The organism is Streptomyces sp. NPDC051211 (assembly GCF_040689505.1).
Taxonomy (GTDB): domain Bacteria; phylum Actinomycetota; class Actinomycetes; order Streptomycetales; family Streptomycetaceae; genus Streptomyces.
The window spans coordinates 60,273-79,307 of record NZ_JBFBAV010000027.1 but is presented as its reverse complement, the minus strand read 5'-3'; the positions used below and the strand labels follow the sequence as shown (position 1 = coordinate 79,307).

The 19,035-nt window shown below is 70.8% G+C and carries 19 protein-coding genes; 7 read left to right on the top strand and 12 right to left on the bottom strand.

The window, feature by feature from the left end; translation table 11 throughout:
- Positions 1–25: 25 nt before the first annotated feature.
- From glyA to AB0447_RS24320, 4 genes are all read left to right on the top strand, one after another.
- Entirely contained in the window at positions 26–1,291 is a 1,266-nt protein-coding gene (gene glyA / locus AB0447_RS24335) for a serine hydroxymethyltransferase (RefSeq protein ID WP_366478840.1), read from the top strand.
- A 278-nt stretch (positions 1,292–1,569) separates the two neighbouring features.
- Entirely contained in the window at positions 1,570–2,583 is a 1,014-nt protein-coding gene (gene trpS, locus AB0447_RS24330; RefSeq protein WP_366478839.1) for a tryptophan--tRNA ligase, read from the top strand.
- Positions 2,584–2,679: 96 nt separating this feature from the next.
- Complete coding sequence (locus tag AB0447_RS24325; protein ID WP_366478838.1) at positions 2,680–3,267, top strand: 2'-5' RNA ligase family protein; 588 nt, start codon at positions 2,680–2,682, stop codon at positions 3,265–3,267.
- 136 nt (positions 3,268–3,403) lie between these two features.
- Complete coding sequence (locus AB0447_RS24320; RefSeq protein WP_366478837.1) at positions 3,404–4,363, top strand: YihY/virulence factor BrkB family protein; 960 nt, start codon at positions 3,404–3,406, stop codon at positions 4,361–4,363.
- Here AB0447_RS24320 and AB0447_RS24315 read toward each other — a convergent pair.
- Positions 4,302–5,552: a D-alanyl-D-alanine carboxypeptidase gene (locus AB0447_RS24315; RefSeq protein WP_366478865.1), complete on the bottom strand. Its 1,251-nt coding sequence runs from the start codon at positions 5,550–5,552 to the stop codon at positions 4,302–4,304. The two genes, AB0447_RS24320 and AB0447_RS24315, sit on opposite strands and share 62 nt — an antisense overlap.
- Positions 5,553–5,670: 118 nt before the next feature.
- Here AB0447_RS24315 and AB0447_RS24310 point away from each other — a divergent pair, with 118 nt between their 5' ends.
- From AB0447_RS24310 to AB0447_RS24300, 3 genes are all read left to right on the top strand, one after another.
- Positions 5,671–5,931, top strand: a complete 261-nt coding sequence (locus AB0447_RS24310; RefSeq protein ID WP_366478836.1) for a hypothetical protein — start codon at positions 5,671–5,673, stop codon at positions 5,929–5,931.
- Entirely contained in the window at positions 5,928–7,364 is a 1,437-nt protein-coding gene (locus AB0447_RS24305; RefSeq protein ID WP_366478835.1) for a metallophosphoesterase, read from the top strand. Before AB0447_RS24310 ends, AB0447_RS24305 begins: the two co-directional genes overlap by 4 nt.
- A 100-nt stretch (positions 7,365–7,464) precedes the next feature.
- Positions 7,465–9,021 carry an ABC transporter substrate-binding protein gene (locus AB0447_RS24300; protein WP_366478834.1) on the top strand — a complete coding sequence of 519 codons (1,557 nt, stop codon included), beginning with the start codon at positions 7,465–7,467 and terminating at the stop codon, positions 9,019–9,021.
- Between the two features lie 23 nt (positions 9,022–9,044).
- On the opposite strand, the gene AB0447_RS24295 is transcribed toward AB0447_RS24300, so the two are convergent.
- The 11 genes from AB0447_RS24295 to sdhC all read right to left on the bottom strand — a co-directional run bounded on the left by AB0447_RS24295 (position 9,045) and on the right by sdhC (position 18,996).
- Positions 9,045–9,746, bottom strand: a complete 702-nt coding sequence (locus AB0447_RS24295; RefSeq protein WP_366478833.1) for a TetR family transcriptional regulator — start codon at positions 9,744–9,746, stop codon at positions 9,045–9,047.
- 11 nt (positions 9,747–9,757) lie between these two features.
- Positions 9,758–10,174 carry a DCC1-like thiol-disulfide oxidoreductase family protein gene (locus AB0447_RS24290; protein ID WP_366478832.1) on the bottom strand — a complete coding sequence of 139 codons (417 nt, stop codon included), beginning with the start codon at positions 10,172–10,174 and terminating at the stop codon, positions 9,758–9,760.
- A 3-nt stretch (positions 10,175–10,177) separates the two neighbouring features.
- Positions 10,178–10,582 carry a hypothetical protein gene (locus tag AB0447_RS24285; protein WP_366478831.1) on the bottom strand — a complete coding sequence of 135 codons (405 nt, stop codon included), beginning with the start codon at positions 10,580–10,582 and terminating at the stop codon, positions 10,178–10,180.
- A gap of 82 nt (positions 10,583–10,664) precedes the next feature.
- Positions 10,665–12,896: a hypothetical protein gene (locus AB0447_RS24280; protein ID WP_366478829.1), complete on the bottom strand. Its 2,232-nt coding sequence runs from the start codon at positions 12,894–12,896 to the stop codon at positions 10,665–10,667.
- A 40-nt stretch (positions 12,897–12,936) separates the two neighbouring features.
- Positions 12,937–13,689, bottom strand: a complete 753-nt coding sequence (locus AB0447_RS24275) for an alpha/beta hydrolase (protein ID WP_366478827.1) — start codon at positions 13,687–13,689, stop codon at positions 12,937–12,939.
- 47 nt (positions 13,690–13,736) lie between these two features.
- Entirely contained in the window at positions 13,737–14,282 is a 546-nt protein-coding gene (locus AB0447_RS24270; protein WP_366478826.1) for a hypothetical protein, read from the bottom strand.
- A 10-nt stretch (positions 14,283–14,292) separates the two neighbouring features.
- Entirely contained in the window at positions 14,293–15,444 is a 1,152-nt protein-coding gene (locus AB0447_RS24265) for a serine hydrolase domain-containing protein (protein WP_366478824.1), read from the bottom strand.
- Between the two features lie 144 nt (positions 15,445–15,588).
- Positions 15,589–16,347, bottom strand: coding sequence for a succinate dehydrogenase iron-sulfur subunit (locus AB0447_RS24260; protein WP_366478823.1), 759 nt, complete (start codon positions 16,345–16,347; stop codon positions 15,589–15,591).
- On the bottom strand, positions 16,347–18,101 hold the full coding sequence (gene sdhA / locus AB0447_RS24255) for a succinate dehydrogenase flavoprotein subunit (protein ID WP_366478822.1): 1,755 nt from the start codon (positions 18,099–18,101) through the stop codon (positions 16,347–16,349). Before sdhA ends, AB0447_RS24260 begins: the two co-directional genes overlap by 1 nt.
- A 26-nt stretch (positions 18,102–18,127) precedes the next feature.
- Entirely contained in the window at positions 18,128–18,610 is a 483-nt protein-coding gene (locus AB0447_RS24250; RefSeq protein WP_366478821.1) for a succinate dehydrogenase hydrophobic membrane anchor subunit, read from the bottom strand.
- 5 nt (positions 18,611–18,615) lie between these two features.
- The gene (gene sdhC / locus AB0447_RS24245; protein WP_366478820.1) at positions 18,616–18,996 is read right to left on the bottom strand and encodes a succinate dehydrogenase, cytochrome b556 subunit; all 381 of its coding nucleotides are present in this window, start codon (positions 18,994–18,996) and stop codon (positions 18,616–18,618) included.
- Between the last annotated feature and the right edge of the window lie 39 nt (positions 18,997–19,035).

Here is a 19,035-nt window from a genome sequence, read left to right as displayed (position 1 = left end):
CGACATCGACCCCGGAGGAGCCGCCATGACCGCGCGCCATCCCGCCCTGCTCGCCACCGACCCCGAGCTCGCGTCCCTCGTCGTCGCCGAGGAGCGGCTGCAGGCGGACACCCTGCGCCTGATCCCCAGTGAGAACTACGTCTCCGCGGCCGTGCTGGAGGCCTCCGGGACGGTCCTGCAGAACAAGTACAGCGAGGGCTACCCCGGCCGCCGCTACTACGAGGGCCAGCAGAACATCGACCGGATCGAGGCCCTCGCCGTCGAGCGGGCCAAGGGTCTGTTCGGGGTGGACCACGCGAACGTGCAGCCGTACTCCGGCTCCCCGGCGAACCTGGCGGTGTACCTGGCCTTCGCGCAGCCTGGGGACACGGTGATGGGGATGGCACTGCCGATGGGCGGGCACCTGACACACGGGTGGGGGGTTTCGGCGACGGGATCCTGGTTCCGGGGCGTGCAGTACGGGGTCCGCCCGGACACCGGACTGATCGACTACGACGAGGTCCGGGAGCTGGCACTCGCCGAACGCCCGAAGATCATCTTCTGTGGTGGGACCGCCCTGCCGCGCACGATCGACTTCGAGGCGTTCGCGTCGATCGCGAAGGAGGCCGGGTCGGTCCTGGTCGCGGACGTCGCCCACATCGCCGGCCTGATCGCGGGCGGGGCGCACCCCTCGCCGGTGCCGCACGTGGACGTGGTGTCGACGACCACCCACAAGACCCTGCGGGGCCCGCGCGGCGCGATGCTGATGTGCCGGGAGGAGCACGCGAAGGCCATCGACAAGGCGGTCTTCCCGGGGCTCCAGGGCGGCCCGCACAACCAGACGACGGCGGGGATCGCGGTGGCGCTGCACGAGGCGGCCCAGCCCTCCTTCGTGTCGTACGCGCACGCGGTGGTGGCCAACGCGAAGGCGCTGGCCGCGGCGCTGCTGGAGCGGGGCTTCGACCTGGTGTCCGGGGGTACGGACAACCACCTGATCCTGATGGACCTGACGGGGAAGGAGGTGCCGGGGAAGGTGGCGGCGAAGGCGCTGGACCGGGCGGGGATCGTGGTGAACTACAACACGGTTCCGTTCGACCCGCGCAAGCCGTTCGACCCGTCGGGGGTGCGGATCGGCACGCCGTCGCTGACGTCCCGCGGGCTGACCGCGGAGCACATGCCGCAGGTGGCGGACTGGATCGACCGCGCGGTGTCCGCGGCCGCCGCATCCGACGAGCCGGCCCTGTCCGCGATCCGCGCGGAGGTCGCCGACCTCCTGTCCGCCTTCCCGGCCCCGGGGCTCCCCCTGTCGTAGCCCTGCGGCCCGCCGTCCCGGGGCACTGCCCCGGACCCCGCGCCTCAAATGCCGGCGGGGCTGGATTTGCCCTCCCGGCAACGGCCCCGCGCGGCGCCGTTGCCGGGGGCGCTGCCCCCGGACCCCCGCGCCTCGAACGCCGGAGCGGGCTGGAGTTGCCTGCGGCAACCCAGCCCGCGCGGCGGGACTCTCAGCCCGTCCGGGGCCGGGCGCCACGGCTGCGCCCTTCCGGTCGGCGCAGGGCCCGAGCGGCCCTCCGCACCTGAGAGAATGGGGCCATGGCCTCTGATCGTCCTCGCGCGCTCTCCGGTATCCAGCCCACCTCCGGTTCGTTCCACCTCGGGAACTACCTCGGAGCCATCCGCCAGTACGTCGCCCTGCAGGAGACGCACGACGCCTTCTACATGGTCGTCGACCTGCACGCGATCACCATGCCGCAGGAGCCCGCCGCCCTCCGGCAGAACACCCGGCTCTCCGCCGCGCAGCTCCTCGCCGCCGGGCTCGACCCCGAGCGCTGCACCCTCTTCGTCCAGAGCCACGTGCCCGAGCACGCGCAGCTCGGCTGGGTCATGAACTGCATCACCGGGTTCGGCGAGGCCAGCCGGATGACCCAGTTCAAGGACAAGTCCGCCAAGGGCGGCGTCAACAACGCCACCGTCGGCCTGTTCACCTACCCGATCCTGCAGGTCGCCGACATCCTGCTGTACCAGGCGAACGCCGTCCCCGTCGGCGAGGACCAGCGCCAGCACATCGAGCTGACCCGCGACCTCGCCGAGCGCTTCAACCAGCGCTTCGGCCAGACCTTCACCCTCCCCGCGCCGTACATCGTCAAGGAGGTCGCCAAGATCTACGACCTCCAGGACCCGGCGATCAAGATGTCGAAGTCCGCCTCCAGCCCCAAGGGCCTGGTCAACCTCCTCGACGAGCCCAAGGTCACCGAGAAGAAGATCAAGAGCGCGGTCACCGACACCGACACCGTGATCCGCTACGACACGGAGAACAAGCCCGGCGTCAGCAACCTGCTCACCATCTACTCCACCCTCACGGGTACGGCCATCCCCGTCCTGGAGGAGAAGTACGAGGGCAAGGGCTACGGCGCGCTGAAGACCGACCTCGCCGCCGTGATGGTCGATTTCGTCACACCGTTCAAGCAGCGCACCCAGGAGTACCTGGACGACCCGGCGGAACTGGACGCAGTGCTGGCCAGGGGCGCGGAGAAGGCGCGCGCGGTCGCCGCGGAGACCCTCGCGCAGGCCTACGACCACCTGGGCTTCCTCCCTGCGAAGCACTGAACGATTTCCGGACGCTGGCCGTGAGAGGGGTGCCGGCCCCACACTGGGGTCGGCACACTCGGGCCACAGGCATCACACAGACACGAGGAGACAGACGTGGGGACCGTAACGCTCGGCGTTTCGATCGCGGTCCCGGAGCCGTACGGCAGCCAGCTCCAGCAGCGGCGGGCCGGCTTCGGGGACGCCGCCGCGCACGGCATCCCCACGCACGTCACCCTGCTCCCGCCCACCGAGGTGGAGGCGGACCGGCTCCCGGAGATCCGGGCCCACCTTGCCGAGGTCGCGGCGGCCTTCCGCCCGTTCCTGATGCGGCTGGCCGGCACGGGCACCTTCCGGCCGGTCTCCCCGGTGGTCTTCGTCCAGGTCGTCGAGGGCGGTGCGGGCTGCACCCGGCTCCAGGGCCAGGTCCGCGACCCCGACGGGCCGCTCCGCCGCGAGCTGGCCTTCCCGTACCACCCGCACGTCACCGTCGCCCACGGGATCTCCGAAGAGGCGATGGACCTGGCCTACGCCGACCTGGCCGACTATGCGGCCGACTGGGTCTGCGAAAGCTTCGCCCTCTACGAGCAGGGCTCCGACGGGGTCTGGCGCAAGCTGCGCGAGTACCCGTTCGGGACCGGCCCGACGGGCGTCCCGGCGCAGCTCGGCTCCCCGGTCGACGAGCCGACCGTACGGCGCTCCTGAGGGAGCGCGCGCAGGGCCAGGAAGCGGAGTCGGCGCAGAACCAGTACGTGCATCGGGCGAAAAGTCACAGTGGACGACCGTAGCGCCCAAAAGCGGCAATCCCGGCTATTTCCGACGGCTCAATTACGGTGACCGCATGGACTGGCTGAAGAAGCTCCCGGTGATCGGGCCCCTGGTGACCTGGCTGATGGGCACCCACCTGTGGCATTCGTACGAGCGCCTCGACCGCGTGCACTGGACCAGACTCGCCGCCGCCATCACCTTCATCAGCTTCCTGGCGCTGTTCCCGCTGATCACCGTCGCCGCGGCGGTCGGAGCCGCCCTGCTCACCCCCGACCAGCTGAAGAAGCTGGAGGACAGCCTCGCCGAACAGGTGCCGGGGATCTCCGAGCAGCTGAACCTCGGCGCCCTGGTCGACAACGCGGCCACCATCGGGCTGGTGGCCGGTGCCGTCCTGCTCTTCACCGGCATCGGCTGGGTCGGCTCGATGCGGGACTGCCTGCGCGCGGTCTGGGACAAGGACGACGAGGACGAGGGGAACCCCTTCGCCCGCAAGGGCAAGGACGCCCTCGTCCTGCTCGGCCTGGGCGGGGCCGGACTGGCCTCCGCGGTCGCCTCGATCCTCGGCTCCACCGCCGTCGGCCGGTTCGGCGACTGGCTGGGCATCCCGGAGCACGGCGTCGGCGGCGTCCTGCTGCGGGTCGGCGCCTTCGCGGTCGGCGTGCTCGCCGCCTTCCTGCTCCTGCTGTACGTGCTCACGCTGCTGCCCGGGGTGCAGCCGCCGCGGCGCCGCCTGCTCCAGGCGGCGCTCATCGGCGCGGCGGGCTTCGAGCTGCTGAAGCTGCTGCTCAGCGGCTACATGCGGGGGGTCGCGGCGAAGAGCATGTACGGGGCCTTCGGCGTGCCCATCGCCCTGCTGCTGTGGATCAGCTTCACCGCGAAGCTGCTGCTGTTCTGCGCGTCCTGGACCGCCACCGGCACCGCCGCCGGCACGGCCGCCGACGGCGAGCAGCCCGAGAAGGGCACCGCCGAATTCACTCCTGAGGGCGACCGCCGGCCCGCGGGCCGCGCGGACGGCGCGGCCAGCGCCGATTGACCACGATGCTCCCGCCGGCCAGCACCGTGAGCGCGCCGCCGGTGACGGCGAGGGCGGTGCCGAAGCCGCCGGACTCCTGCCCGGCCGCGGCCTGGGTGTTCTCGTGGGACTGGGCGGGAGAGCCGTGCGGGCCGGTGTCCATGCTCTTCGGCGGCACCAGCTCGCCCACGGGCTTGACCTTCCCGGTCGCCGCGAAGCCCCAGTCGAAGAGCGAGGCCGTCTCCTGGTAGACGGCGTTGCCGCCGCCCGCGCTCGGGTTCATCACCGTGACCAGCAGCTTCTTGTCGCCGCGCTGGGCGACGCCGGTGAAGGTGGAGCCCGCCATGCTGGTGGTGCCGTTCTTCACCCCGGCGATGCCCTTGTACGGGGCGAGCCCGGCCGCGCCGGTCATCAGCCGGTTGGTGTTCTGGATCTCGAAGGTCTCGCGCGGCCGGCCCGCCTTCTGGAGACCGGGGAACTTCGCCGTCGCCGTGCCCGCGTACTCCCGGAAGTCCTTCTTCTGCATGCCCGAGCGGGCGAACAGGGTCAGGTCGTAGGCGCTGGAGACCTGGCCGGGGGCGTCGTAGCCGTCCGGGGTCACCACGTGCGTGTCCAGCGCCTGGAGTTCCTCGGCGTGCGCCTGCATGTCCTTGACCGTCTTGTCGATCCCGCCGTTCATCGCGGAGAGGACGTGCACGGCGTCGTTGCCGGAACGGAGGAACACCCCGAGCCACAGGTCGTGGACGGTGTAGTCCATGCCCTCCTTGATGCCGACCGTGCTGCTGCCCGGGCCGACGTCCTCGGTGTCCTCGTAGCTGACGTTGTGCACCTTGTCCTTGGGCAGAGTGGGCAGCACCGTGTCCGCGAAGAGCATCTTCAGGGTCGAGGCCGGGGGGAGCCGCCAGTGCGCGTTGTGCGAGGCCAGCACCTCGCCCGTCTCGGCATCCGCGATGATCCACGACCGGCCGGTCAGATTGGTCGGCAGCGCGGGCGCGCCCGGCAGCAGGTTGACCTGCGTACCCGGCTGACCGAGCCGGGCCCCGCCGACGGTGGACATCTGGGCGGGCGGCGCCGCAGCCTTCGCGGGAACCTTCGTCGGGGGCTTGCCGCCCGGCTTGGGGTCGTCGGCGTGCACGGGGGCCGCGAGCATGCAGGGGAGCAGCAGCGCGGCGGACATGACCATGAGTGCGGTCTTTTTGGCAGACACGATGGTGAAATTACCTTCCTTTTGTCGGTCTGCCTGCGCGGTTGGGCCAACAAGCCGCAACCACTGCCGGGACAGCCCACCCCGACGCGTCCGTCCTGGGTACGGGTCGGATACTGAGGACATGAGACTTGGCCGCGTCGCCTCCTGGTTCCTGCTCGCGTTCGGCGTGTGGAGCTGGTTCATCTGGGTGACCTTCGTCCGGAACCTGTGGAAGGACAGCAGCGGCCTGGCCTTCGACGACGCGGGCGATCCCACCGGGTACTTCTGGGTCCACCTGATCCTCGCGATCACGTCGTTTCTCCTGGGGACGGCGGTCGGGTGGATCGGGTTGCGCGGAGTGCGGGCACTGCGTCGTGAATCACGTGACGGCGGGCCCCGATGACCGTCGTGGTCGTCGCCCTGGTCGCGCTGGCCGTCTTCGCGCTGCTCTTCCTGGTCCACCGCTGGCTGTGGATCCGGCTGGTCCGTGACACCACGACGCCCGGCTCCCGGACCCGCAGGACCCTGACGGCCGCCGCGTGGGCGCTGCCGCTGCTGGCGGTGGCGGCGCTGGTCTCGGAGCGGGCGGGGGCCCCGTTCTGGCTCCAGCAGACCGTCGCCTGGCCGGGCTTCCTCTGGCTGGCCGCGCTGCTCTACCTGACCCTGTCCATGCTCCTGACCGAACCCATCCGCGCCCTCTGGCTCCGCCGCCACCCGTCCACGGAGGCACCCTCAGCCCCGCCGGCGCTTACCGATCCAGCCCCGCCGGCGTTTGAGGCGCGGGTCCGGGCGGAGCCCGACCTCCCAGCCCGTCCGGCGCTTGAGGACCGGGTCCGGGCAGAGCCCGGTTTCGGGAAGGGGCGGGGTGGGGAACTGGCCCCGCAGGGCTCCGCCACGGCCATCGACCCGGCTCCGGCCGAGGGCGACGTCGCCGTTACGGCCCCCGACCCGGCTCCGGCAACAGGCGACACCGCCGAGCCGGCAGCGGCCGGAGCCGCCACCCCGCGGGGGCTGACCCGGCGCACCTTCGTGGCCCGAACCCTCGCCGCAGCAGCCCTCGCCACCACCACCGCCACCCTCGCCCACGGCACCCACTCCGTCCTCCGCGGCCCCCGCGTCAAACGCATCACCGTCCCCCTCGCCAAGCTCCCCCGCGCGGCCCACGGCTTCCGGGTGGCCGTGGTCAGCGACATCCACCTCGGCCCGATCCTGGGCCGCGCCCACAGCGAGCGCATCGTCGAGACCATCAACCGCACCCAGCCCGACCTGATCGCGATCGTCGGCGATCTCGTGGACGGCTCGGTCGAGAACCTGGGGCCCGCCGCCGAACCCCTCGCCCGGCTCCGCGCCCGGCACGGCGCGTACTTCGTCACCGGCAACCACGAGTACTTCTCGGGGGCGCAGCAGTGGGTGGACCACGTCCGCGAGCTCGGCCTGCACCCGCTGGAGAACGCCCGCCGGGAGCTGCCCCACTTCGACCTGGCCGGGGTCAACGACATCGCCGGGGAGCGCGAGGGCCAAGGCCCGGACTTCGCCCGGGCCCTGGGGGACCGGGACCGCGCGCGGACCGCCGTACTCCTCGCGCACCAGCCCGTGGTCATCCACGACGCCGTCGCCCACGGGGTGGACCTCCAGCTGTCCGGCCACACCCACGGCGGCCAGCTCTGGCCCGGGAACTACCTCGCCGAGCTCGCCAATCCCACCCTGGCCGGTCTCGAACGCTACGGCGACACCCAGTTGTACGTGTCCCGCGGCGCCGGCGCGTGGGGACCGCCGGTGAGGGTGGGGGCACCGTCCGATATCACCGTGGTCGAACTCGCCTCATACCAGGCATAACTCCCCCCACCCGGTAGCGAAACACCCTTCCGTCCCGGATTTTTCCGTGATTGGGTGACCGTTAATCGGACAACATCGGACAACAAGGGGGAGAGTCACGGTGCGGTCGGTCCGTTCCAAGGTGATCGCGGCCGGCGTGGTGCTGGCCGTCGCGGGGGTCGCGACGTGGCAGCTGCTGCCGTCCGGCGGTGGGGGCAAGGGCGCCATCGAGGTCGGCACCACCGACGTCGCCTCGTCACTGGACCCGGCCGGCGCCTACGACGCCGGCTCGTGGGCGCTGTACAGCAACCTCTACCAGTCGCTGCTGACCGTGAAGCTCGGCTCCCAGACCCCGGTCCCGGACGCGGCGAGCTCCTGCGAGTTCATCGGACAGAAGCTCACCACCTACCGGTGCGAGCTGCGTCCCGGGCTGAAGTTCACGGGTGGCCGTGAGGTCACCGCCGAGGACGTGAAGTTCTCCTTCGACCGGATCAAGACCATCAACTCGGCCCAGGGGCCGGCGTCGCTGCTGAACACCCTCACCTCGGTCAAGGCCGAGGGCCGTACGGTCACCTTCAACCTGTCCGCCCGCGACGCCACCTTCCCCTTCAAGATCGCGACGGGGGCCGGTGCGATCGTCGACAAGGAGAAGTACCCGGCGAACGCGCTCCGCGAGGGCGATGCGATCGACGGCTCCGGCCCGTACGCGCTGAAGTCCTTCCGGCCCGGCATCGCCGCCGAGCTGACGCCCAACTCCGGCTACAAGGGCGAGGCCAAGCCGGCCCGGGCCCCGGTCACCATCCGGTACTACGAGGGGTCCGAGGAGCTCAACCGGGCCTGGGAGTCCCGCCGGGTCGACGTCGCCCACCGCGAACTCCCCCCGGCCGTGCTGGCGGCGCTCAACCCGGGCATGGACGGCGTCCGTTACCAGGAGTCGGGCGGCACGGAGATCCGGAACATGGTCTTCAACGTCCGGCCCGGCACGCCCATGGCCCAGCCGGCCGTGCGCCGGGCGGTGGCCGCGCTGCTGGACCGCGGGAGGCTGGCGAAGGGCACGTTCAGCGGCACGGTCACGCCGCTGTACTCGCTGATCCCGCAGGGCATCACCGGCCACGGCACGCCGTTCTTCGACGCCTACCAGGAGCCCAGCGGCGCCGCCGCCAAGAAGATCCTCAAGGACGCGGGGATCAACGGACCGGTCTCCTTCACCCTCGGTTTCAACGTGCGCGGGGCCAATGTGGCCGAGGCCGCCGAGATCAAGAAGCAGCTGGAGGCCTCGGGCCTGTTCCAGGTCAAGACCGAGGCCGTGAAGGAGTGGAAGGACTTCCAGGAGGGCTACGCGGCGGGCAGGTACGGCGCGTACACCATCGGCTGGATCGCCGACTTCCCGGACCCCGACAACTTCACCGCCCCGCTGGTCGGCGCCGACTCCAGCATGAACAACGGCTTCTCCGACAAGGCGGTCCAGGGCCTCATCACCCGCACCCAGTCCTTCGGCAACCGGGGTGAGGCGGCCGCCGACTTCCGCGAGGTGCAGCGCCTGGTCGCGGCGCAGGTCCCGGTCCTGCCGATCTGGCAGAAGAAGGACTACGTCCTCTCCCGCGACGACGTCACCGGGATCCAGCACCTCTCGGACGGCACGGGCGTCTGGCGCCTGTGGGAGCTCGACTGGCTCTGAGCCGCGGGTACCGCCCGGGACTTCTATGCCTTCCGGGCGGTCGCCGTCTGGGCCATGCCCGGGAGGAAGTCGGTGAACAGCTCGTGGACCTCGCGGACCAGCGGGCGCAGGACCCGGAAGCGGGCCAGGACGATGCCGCGGGTGGTCAGCTGGGCTCCGCGCTGGGCGAGTTTGCGGGTCTTCTCGCTGTTCTCGGAGCGGTCGAACACCCAGTACAGCACCAGGCCCATCTGCGAGAGCCACATCAGCTCGGGCAGCAGGTCGGCGAGTTCCTCGGGGACCTTGGTCTTCGCGCCCGCCAGCACCTCGCGGTGCATGTCGATCGCCTGCTTGCGCGCGGGCTCCGACTCGGGGGAGAAGGGGCTGAGCGGACTCTCGGGGTCGGCCGCGTTCTTGAAGAACTGCGCCGCGAACTCGTGGTACGGGGCGGCGATGTCCAGCCATGCGGTGAGGACGCCGGTCAGCCGGGTCTGGAGGTCGGTCTCCTGGTCCAGGATGGGCCGGACGGCGGCCTGGTGGGCCGCGCCGATCCGGTCGTAGAAGCCCTGGACCAGGTGTTCCTTGGACTCGAAGTAGTAGTAGGCGTTTCCGACCGAGACGCCGGCCTCCTTGGCGATGGCCCGCATGGTCGTCTTGTCGAAACCGCGCTCCTGGAAGAGCCGGAGCGCGGTTTCGAGGATGAGCGTCCGGGTCTGTTCGCTCTTGGCGGCCTTCTGTTCAGTCACGGTGTCCGAGCCTATCGGGGGGCGGGGCACTGCTCGTCACAGGCCGCCGCTTCTCCGGTGCCGCCGCGCCGGGTGGCGTCCCGCCATGCGGCGGCCGCCAGCATCGTGGCGCGGGCGAAGGGACGGCCCGCCGGGGTGGCGAGCCAGTTGGCCTTCGGCCGGTGTTCGACGAGCGCCCACAGGCAGACGATGAACGCGTCGGTTCCGGTCCAGATCTGCCCGCTGTCGCCGATCACGGTGATCTCGCGGAGGGTTGCCGCGTGGTCCAGCCCCGGGTACAGCCGCCGGGCCTCGACGGACCCGGCGGGCAGCAGCCGGAGCGGGACCAGCCAGCGCTGCCCGAGCAGCCAGTGCCGGATGTGCACGCAGAGCGGGCATCCGGCGTCGTACAGGACGGTCAGCCGGTGGACCGGTCGGGCCGTGCGCATGGCCTAGGCACCGGCCGGGGTGGCCCAGCCCTGCGGGGCGACCGGCGGGGTCTGCTCGCGCTCCATGAGGCTCCGGCGACGGATCTTGTTCAGCACCCAGACGTTGCCGAGGTGCATGACGCCGAGGACCAGCAGCACCACCCCGAGCTTGACCGAGAGGGCCTCGAAGAGCGTCCGGGCGTCCGCCACGGCCTCGGCGGCCTTCAGGTAGAGGGTGACGAATCCCAGGTTGACCAGGTAGAAGCCGACCACCAGCAGGTGGTTGACGGCGTCCGCGAGCTTCTCGTCGCCCCGCAGCACGCTGGCGATGAAGATCCGGCCGTTGCGGCTCAGGGTCCGCGCCACCCAGATGGTCAGGCCGACGCTGACGAGCAGATAGATGACGTACGCGACCACGGTGAGGTCCATGCCCCCCGCCTCCTTGAACGTGTTCAAACGCTTGGCATGACTGACTGTAGGGCTGTTTTTGAACAAGTTCAAGCGAAGGGGGTCAGGTGCGCCGCAGAAGGTCGAACAGCTCTTCCCGGACCGGCTCGATCCGCGGGTCCGTCCGGTAGAAGTCGTGCCGCAGCAGCGGCTCGAAGACCGGCTGGGCCGGCCCCCGGCGCTCCGCCGCGGCCCCCGGCGGAGCCGTCGGATCCACCCCGTCCGGCCACTTCGGCCGGTCCAGCCCGTGCCCGACCGCCCCCGCCAGCACGTCCGTGTCCCGCCGTACGTTCGCCCAGCCGGCCAGGCCGTCCGGTCCGCCGGCCGCAGCCCCGGCCGCCAGCTCCGCCACCGCCTCCTCGGTCACGTACGCCGGATAGTGCCGCCGGAACAAGCTCGTCAGCGGGCACCCGGTCGTCAGCAGCGCGATCCGCGGCCGGTACTCGGGCTTCGCCTGCCACAGCGCCAGCACCGTGATCATCGAGCCCATCGAATGCCCGTGCACCAGCACCCGCGCCTCCGGCCGGCCCTCCAGCAGGGCCGTCAGCCGGTGCGTGAACTCCGGTATCCCGCGCCCGGTCCAGGTCGCGGGCGTGAACGGATGCCCGGACCGCGGCCAGAACGCGCCGAACGCCCACATCATCCCGGTGTACCGGCGGGACTCGGCCCGCAGCACGATGGTCCGCGCCGCCAGCAGCACCACCAGGATCAGCGCCACCAGCATGAACGAGCCCAGCGAGGTCAGCAGCCGCAGCCCGTCCGCCATCAACTCCTGGTACCGCAGGGACAAGTAGCCGGGGTCGTGGAAGGTCATCGCCCCGAACCCGCCGAGCACGATCACGACCAGCGCGGCCGCCGCCGCCAGCCCGTGGTCCACGTGCTTCAGCAGGCTCGGCGGATCCCCGTCCGCCCCGACCCGGGCCTGCGCCAGCGCGAGGGTGTGGCGGCGCTCCTCGTACTCCTCCTTCTCGGCGTCCGTCCGCGGCCACGGCCGGGCCGCCCACGACCGCCGGGCCGCCAGCAGCGCCATCGCCAGCAGGGTCAGCCCGGCCGCCGAGACGGTGATGATCGGCAGCGCGGCCGCGTTCGCCTCCACCGCGGCCGGTAACTGCACCCGCTGCCGTTCCGGTTCGGCGGTCAGCCAGTCCTGGGTCCACAGCAGTACGGCCGTCGAGCACAGCCAGGCGCTGAAGCAGGCGAGTACCCCCATCGCCACCCCGGCCAGCCCGCGCAGCGGCACCCGGTCCGCCGGATCCCGCGGGGTCCACAGGCACAGCGCGGCCAGCGCCAGCAGCAGCACCGCCTGCCCGAGCAGCAGCAGCCCGGTCAGCATGCCGACGCCCGGCAGCATCACCTGACTGGTCCGCTCCCCGCCCGAGCCCCGGTAGTACGCCGCGGCACCCGCCAGCGCCAGCAGGCAGCCGGTCCCCACCGCCCGTTCTCCGAGCCGCTTGGGCCACCACCAGGACCCGGCCGACACCAGCACGGCTCCCGCGGCGATGACCGCGAACAGCAGCCAGGCCGTCCCGTCCCCCGCTCCGCTCCGGTACGCCGGCACGGTCAGCAGCAGGGCCAGCGTCAGCACTCCCGCACACAGGTGGCGGGCCGCCAGCCCGCGGGCCCGCCAGTTGTACTCCCAGAACAGGGGCGTGGCGAGCGGCCGCCAGGGCTTCTCCCCGTGTTTGACCGCCTTCCAGGGGTCACCCGTCACCTCGGCCGTCCGCCGCACCGACCGGTACTCCTGCCGCCCGTCCCGGGCGCTGAACGACATCGATCCGAGGCCGATCACCGGTACCAGTGCGGCGAGCAGCATCCCGGTGCTGGTGCCGTGCTGCCGTACGAAGTGCACCAGCGGGTTGGACTCCTTGCACACCCCGCCGGCCGGTCCGCCGGTCCCGCACTGCCACACCAGCTGGTCCATCGCCCCCTGCGCGAACGCGGCCACCGCCAGCACCGTCAGTGACAGGCCGAGCATCTGCGCGATCCACCGGTGCAGGGCGGTGGCCCGTCTCCGGCCCAGCCGGAACGGCTGCATCCAGGCCACCTGGTTGACCAGGAGAAAGGGCAGCAGGAACAGCCACAGTGCGCGGGTCGCCCCGCCGATGGTCAGCCGTGCCCAGTCGTACACCTCCCGCACCACCCCGGGGCCGTGCTCCCGCACCCCGGCCGTCCGGTACACCCCCGCGCGTTCGTCGCCGCTGACCCGCCGGACGCCGGAGGGCTGAAGCGCCTCCAGCCGGTCCACGAGTCCCATCCCCGGCACAACCACTTCGACTATGCCCACCCGCTGGTCCATCGGACCAGGCTGACAGGACGGGCCGCGGACCCGCTACGCGTTATCGCAACTGACTCAGGATCAATTCCGTTGTCTCATCCGGACGTTCGAGAGCAGGAAGGTGGCCGGCCCAGGGGAGCTCGGTGTACGTGACATCCGGCAGCCGTGCGGCCAGGGTGCGGGAGGCCTCGCGGAAGCCGGGCAGGTCGTGCGTGCCGGAGTAGACGGCGGCCGGGACGCGTACCGTGCCCAGGTCGATCTCCGGCTCCGGCAGTTCGAAGTCCCCGTCGTCCGCCAGGCCGACCTCGAAGTTGTGCAGCTGCATGTCCCGGACCAGCGCCCGGGCCGCGTCGTCCGCGTCCGGTCCGACCCAGGTCCGGACGTTCACCTCGGCCGCCCCCCGCAGGTCCCCGGCCTCCAGCCGGGTCTCCTCCTCTTCCCAGAACGCCCTTATGTCCGGGGTCGGTTGAAACCCCGGGATGGCGGGGCAGAGCAGCACCAGCCGCTCCACCCGCTCCGGGTGCAGCGCTGCCAGCCGGAGGGCCACCTGCCCGCCGTACGAGGACCCGACCAGGGCGGCCCGGTCGATCCCGAGACGGTCCATCAGCGCGAGGACGTCGCCCTCGTCGCTGTACGGCGCGGTCGCCGCGGGGGAGTCCCCGCAGGTCCGGAAGTCGAGCCGGACCACCCGGAGTCCGGCTTCGACGAGCGGTGACCACTGCCCGTCCCACATCCGGCGGTCGCACACGGAGGAATGCAGCAGCACCACGGCGGGGCCGTCGGCCGGCCCGTCCACATCATGAGAAACGATCATCCGGCGATCATGCCACCGGACCGCCGGACCCGCCGGGGAATATCGCCTCAGATGCTGAGCGAGCGCGCGTAGTTGAGCTGGTTCATCACCCACGGGAACACGGTCGGGTTGGTCGCCGGGATCATCGCCGAGTGGTGGCGGCCGCCGCTGCTGACCGTCACCTGGACGTATCCGGTGGTGACCCGCTCCTTCATCAGCAGGAAGAGCAGGCCGATCAGGCAGAAGAGGGCGAAGACGATCGCCAGCACGATCGCGTGGGCGGGGATCTTCTCCTCGGTCCGGGTGAAGTCCGTGGCGTTCCACACCGCCCCCTTGAGCGGCATCGGGCCCGAGGGGGTGATGATCTGGTCCCCGACGATGGTGATGTCGGCGAGGGAGAAGCCCGGGCCCGGGGCGAAGGCCGGGCCGGCGACCGGGGCCGGGGGGTAGGAGAGGCCGGGGCCGCCGATCGTCGGCTGGTAGGGCGGCGGGGTGGCGGGATAGGGCTGCGGGTAGCCGTAACTCGGGTTGCCGGGGCCCCACTTGTAGTCGCCCTGGCCGGCCGCCGGGCCGCTCGGGTCGCTGGCGTACGGATTCGGCTGCTGCTCGCTCATGGAGCCGATCCTACGGCCGGAGCCTGAACGCAGCCCTCGCGATTCCCATGTAGCGGTCGATGATCTGCTGCTCGGGCGCACCGGGCACCGGGGTGACGGAGTAGACGAGGCTGCGGCTGCGGTCGCGGGTGGCGAACACCCCGCTGGTGAAGCCGCCGTAGCTGCCGCTCTTGCCGTAGACCTCGGTGCCGTCCGGCAGCTTGGCGTACTGCACGCCAGCCCGGGTGAAGCCGCGTTCGTGGTGCGCGGGCAGCTCGAACAGCAGCTGCTGCTGGGCGGGCGGCAGCAGCCGGCCGCGCAGCAGGTTGTTCAGGAACCGCTCCAGCTCGGGTGCGTTGGAGACCATCCCGCCTTCGGCCCAGGCCCACGGGTCGGCGGGCGGCAGCTCGGCGAGGGCGGGCTCGGGGAGGGAGGTGTCGCCCCGGGCGGGGACGTACGTCTGGCGCAGGCCGAGCGGGCGGGCGATGCGGCGCTGCACCTCCTCGGCGTAACTGCGGTGCGTGACCTTCTCGATGGCCATGCCGAGCAGGAAGTAGTTCACCCCGTTGTAGACCTGGGTGATGTCCTTCCCGGTGGCGGGCTCCCCGGCCTCGGGGCACTCGGTGACGGTCTTCACCAGTTCGGCCGGGGTGTAGACGGTGTGGGGGTTCCAGCAGGCGGCGCGAGGCATCCCGCTGGTGTGGCTGAGCAGCTGTTCGACGGTGATGGGCTGCCAGTGGGCGGGGAGGGTGCCCGGCAGGATCCGCTGGACCGGGGTGTCCAGGCGCAGTCTGCCCTCGGCGGCCAGCTGGAGGGTGACGGTGCTGGTGAACAGCTTGGTGATGCTGCCGATCCGGAAGGAGGCGTCGGGGGAGGCGGAGACGCGGCCCGCCGTCCCGGTCCAGCGGCCGTCCCGGCCGCCGACCCGCGCCGTGGCGCCGGTCAGCACCCCGTCCGGCAGTTCACCCAGCGCCTTCTGCAGGGCCGCCCGGTCGAGGGGTTCCTGTGCGTCGACCGTCGCCCGGAAGGGCGCCTCGCCGGCGAGCTCGCTCGCACCGGCCGGCAGTGCCCCGGCGGTGACCGCCAGCAAGGCCGCGCCGGCCGCTGCGAGGACGGCCCAACGGGTCGTGGCGGAGCGAGTCGCGGCCGAGCGGGAGTTCGATTTCACCGAGGGCTTCGTCATGCCCGCAAGTCTTCCGCCCGGACGATCTCCGGCCCATCGGGGATGCCCCCGACGTGCCCCTGTGGCCACCCCTACGAAGCCGAGGGGCCCGCCCCCGGAGTCGTCTCCGGGGGCGGGCCCCTCATCAGGCTGCCGATCGGGGAATCAGTAGCGGCGCGTGATCAGCGCGCGCTTCACTTCCTGGATCGCCTTGGTGACCTCGATGCCGCGGGGGCACGCGTCGGTGCAGTTGAAGGTCGTGCGGCAGCGCCACACGCCGTCCTTGTCGTTCAGGATCTCCAGGCGCTGCTCGCCCGCCTCGTCACGCGAGTCGAAGATGAAGCGGTGCGCGTTGACGATCGCCGCCGGGCCGAAGTACTGGCCGTCGTTCCAGAAGACCGGGCAGGACGACGTGCACGCGGCGCACAGGATGCACTTGGTGGTGTCGTCGAAGCGCTCGCGGTCCTCGGCCGACTGCAGACGCTCGCGCGTCGGCTCGTTGCCCGTGGTGACCAGGAACGGCATGACATCGCGGTAGGCCTGGAAGAAGGGCTCCATGTCGACCACGAGGTCCTTCATCACCGTGAGGCCCTTGATGGCCTCGACGGTGATCGGCTTCTCCGGGTTGATGTCCTTGATCAGCGTCTTGCAGGCGAGCCTGTTCTTGCCGTTGATCCGCATCGCGTCGGAGCCGCAGATGCCGTGCGCGCACGAGCGGCGGAAGGTCAGCGTGCCGTCCAGGTCCCACTTGATCTTGTGGAGACCGTCGAGCACGCGCTCCTTCGGGTCGATCTCGATCTGGAAGTCCTGCCACTGCGCCTCGTCCGAGATCTCGGGGTTGAAGCGGCGGATCCGGAAGGTGACCGTGATGTACGGGGAGGCCGCGGCCGCCGCCTCCATCTTGTCCAGGGTCGGGGTAGCCATCAGTACTTACGCTCCATCGGCTGGTAGCGGGTCGTCACGACCGGCTTGTAGTCGAGCCGGACCGAGTCCGAGCCATCGGCTCCGACCTCGCGGTACGCCATGGTGTGGCGCATGAAGTTGACGTCGTCGCGGTTGGGGTAGTCCTCGCGGTAGTGACCGCCGCGGGACTCCTTGCGGGCCAGCGCCGACACGGCCATGACCTCGGCCAGGTCGAGCAGGTTGCCCAGCTCGATGGCCTCCAGCAGGTCCGTGTTGAAGCGCTTGCCCTTGTCCTGCACGGACACGTTCTTGTAGCGCTCGCGCAGTTCCGCGATCTTCTCGACCGCCGTCTTGATGGTCTGCTCGGTACGGAACACCATCACGTTGGCGTCCATGGTCTCCTGCAGCTCCAGGCGCAGGTCGGCGACCCGCTCGTTGCCGGTGGAGTTGCGGAGCCGCTCGACCTGGTCGACGACCAGCTGCGCCGGGTCCTCGGGCAGCTCGACGTAGTCGTTCTCGGCCGCGTACTTGGCCGCCGCGATACCGGAGCGCTTGCCGAACACGTTGATGTCCAGCAGCGAGTTGGTGCCCAGGCGGTTGGCGCCGTGCACCGACACGCACGCGACCTCGCCGGCCGCGTACAGGCCGGGGACGACGGTGGTGTTGTCCGACAGGACCTCACCCTCGACGTTGGTCGGGATGCCGCCCATGGCGTAGTGCGCGGTGGGCTGGATCGGGATCGGGTCCGTGTACGGCTCGATGCCCAGGTAGGTGCGCGCGAACTCGGTGATGTCCGGGAGCTTGGCGTCCAGCTGCTCCGGCGGCAGGTGGGTCAGGTCCAGGTACACGTGGTCACCGGCCGGACCGCAGCCGCGGCCCTCGCGGATCTCGGTGTAGATGGAGCGCGAGACCACGTCACGGGACGCGAGGTCCTTCATGACCGGCGCGTACTTCTCCATGAAGCGCTCGCCGTCCTTGTTGCGGAGGATGCCGCCCTCACCACGGGCGCCCTCCGTCAGCAGGATGCCCATGCGCCAGATGCCCGTCGGGTGGAACTGGAAGAACTCCATGTCCTCCAGCGGCAGACCGCGCCGGTAGCAGGCCGCCTGGCCGTCACCGGTGAGGGTGTGCGCGTTGGAGGTCACCTTGAAGAACTTGCCGGTGCCGCCGGAGGCGTAGATGACGGCCTTCGCCTGGAACACGTGGATCTCGCCGGTGGCGAGCTCGTACGCGACCACGCCGGCCGACTTCTTGACGCCGTCTTCCTCGACGATGAGCTGGTCCAGGACGTAGAACTCGTTGAAGAACTCCACGCCCTCCTTGACGCAGTTCTGGTACAGCGTCTGGAGGATCATGTGGCCGGTGCGGTCCGCGGCGTAGCAGGACCGGCGGACCGGGGCCTCGCCGTGGTTGCGCGAGTGGCCGCCGAAGCGGCGCTGGTCGATGGTGCCGTCCGGGGTGCGGTTGAACGGCAGGCCCATCTTCTCCAGGTCGAGGACGGCGTCGATGGCCTCCTTCGCCAGGATCTCGGCGGCGTCCTGGTCGACCAGGTAGTCACCGCCCTTGACCGTGTCGAAGGTGTGCCACTCCCAGTTGTCCTCCTCCACGTTCGCCAGCGCGGCGGCCATGCCGCCCTGCGCGGCGCCCGTGTGGGAGCGGGTCGGGTACAGCTTCGTCAGCACGGCGGTGCGGCTGCGCTTCGTCGCCTCGATGGCGGCGCGCATGCCGGCGCCGCCGGCGCCGACGATGACGGTGTCGTACTTGTGGATCTTCATGAGATTTGTCGCCTCAGCCCCGTTGCCTAGCGGATGTTCGGGTCGAAGGTGAAGATCACCAGCGTGCCCAGAAGGATGGTGAACACCGTGGCGGTGTAGAGCAGGCCCTTCAGCCACAGCCGCGTGTTCGCACGCTCCGCGTAGTCGTTGATGACGGTACGCAGGCCGTTCGCGCCGTGCAGCATCGCCAGCCACAGCATCAGCAGGTCCCAGCCCTGCCAGAACGGCGAGGCCCAGCGGCCGGCCACGAAGGCGAAGCCGATCTTGGAGACGCCGCCGTCGAGCACCAGCTGGATCAGCAGGTGGGTGATGACCAGGACGACCAGGACGATGCCCGAGAGGCGCATGAAGAGCCATGCGGCCATCTCGAAGTTGCCGCGGGTCGACTTGGGCGTCTTGGCGGTGCGCTTGCGCGGGGCCTCGATGTAAGGGGCCGGGTTGTCGACGTCGTAGAGGGACTCGCCCTCCACGTCGCCGATCGAGGGGGCAGCAGAAGTGTCAGAAGACATGCGCGTCACTTCCCGAACAGTTCTTCAGCGGCGTGACCCAGCACGGGGTACACGGCCCCGGCCATCAGCACGACCCAGATGCCCACGACGGTCCAGAGCATCTGCTTCTGGTAGCGCGGGCCCTTGGACCAGAAGTCCACTGCGATGACACGGAGACCGTTGAGCGCGTGGAAGAGGATGGCGGCCACGAGGCCGTACTCCAGCAGCGCAACGATCGGAGTCTTGTAGGTAGCCACGACATCGTCGTACGCCTCGGGGGAGACGCGGACGAGAGCGGTGTCGAGGACGTGTACGAACAGGAAGAAGAAGATGAGGACGCCGGTGACTCGATGAGCCACCCAGGACCACATTCCTTCCCGGCCGCGGTACAACGTTCCAGCCGGCACGGAAAACCCTCCGGAAGCGGGGCGGGGGCCAGCCGGCTT

Excerpts from the sequence above, each read along its gene's own strand:
- AB0447_RS24270 (WP_366478826.1), bottom strand. The coding sequence starts at position 14,282 with ATGAGCGAGCAGCAGCCGAATCCGTACGCCAGCGACCCGAGCGGCCCG.
- AB0447_RS24290 (WP_366478832.1), bottom strand. The coding sequence starts at position 10,174 with ATGCGCACGGCCCGACCGGTCCACCGGCTGACCGTCCTGTACGACGCC.
- AB0447_RS24280 (WP_366478829.1), bottom strand. The coding sequence starts at position 12,896 with ATGGACCAGCGGGTGGGCATAGTCGAAGTGGTTGTGCCGGGGATGGGA.
- glyA (WP_366478840.1), top strand. The coding sequence starts at position 26 with ATGACCGCGCGCCATCCCGCCCTGCTCGCCACCGACCCCGAGCTCGCG.
- AB0447_RS24305 (WP_366478835.1), top strand. The coding sequence starts at position 5,928 with ATGACCGTCGTGGTCGTCGCCCTGGTCGCGCTGGCCGTCTTCGCGCTG.
- AB0447_RS24320 (WP_366478837.1), top strand. The coding sequence starts at position 3,404 with ATGGACTGGCTGAAGAAGCTCCCGGTGATCGGGCCCCTGGTGACCTGG.
- AB0447_RS24260 (WP_366478823.1), bottom strand. The coding sequence starts at position 16,347 with ATGGCTACCCCGACCCTGGACAAGATGGAGGCGGCGGCCGCGGCCTCC.
- AB0447_RS24285 (WP_366478831.1), bottom strand. The coding sequence starts at position 10,582 with ATGGACCTCACCGTGGTCGCGTACGTCATCTATCTGCTCGTCAGCGTC.
- AB0447_RS24275 (WP_366478827.1), bottom strand. The coding sequence starts at position 13,689 with ATGATCGTTTCTCATGATGTGGACGGGCCGGCCGACGGCCCCGCCGTG.
- trpS (WP_366478839.1), top strand. The coding sequence starts at position 1,570 with ATGGCCTCTGATCGTCCTCGCGCGCTCTCCGGTATCCAGCCCACCTCC.
- AB0447_RS24265 (WP_366478824.1), bottom strand. The coding sequence starts at position 15,444 with ATGACGAAGCCCTCGGTGAAATCGAACTCCCGCTCGGCCGCGACTCGC.
- AB0447_RS24310 (WP_366478836.1), top strand. The coding sequence starts at position 5,671 with ATGAGACTTGGCCGCGTCGCCTCCTGGTTCCTGCTCGCGTTCGGCGTG.
- sdhA (WP_366478822.1), bottom strand. The coding sequence starts at position 18,101 with ATGAAGATCCACAAGTACGACACCGTCATCGTCGGCGCCGGCGGCGCC.
- AB0447_RS24250 (WP_366478821.1), bottom strand. The coding sequence starts at position 18,610 with ATGTCTTCTGACACTTCTGCTGCCCCCTCGATCGGCGACGTGGAGGGC.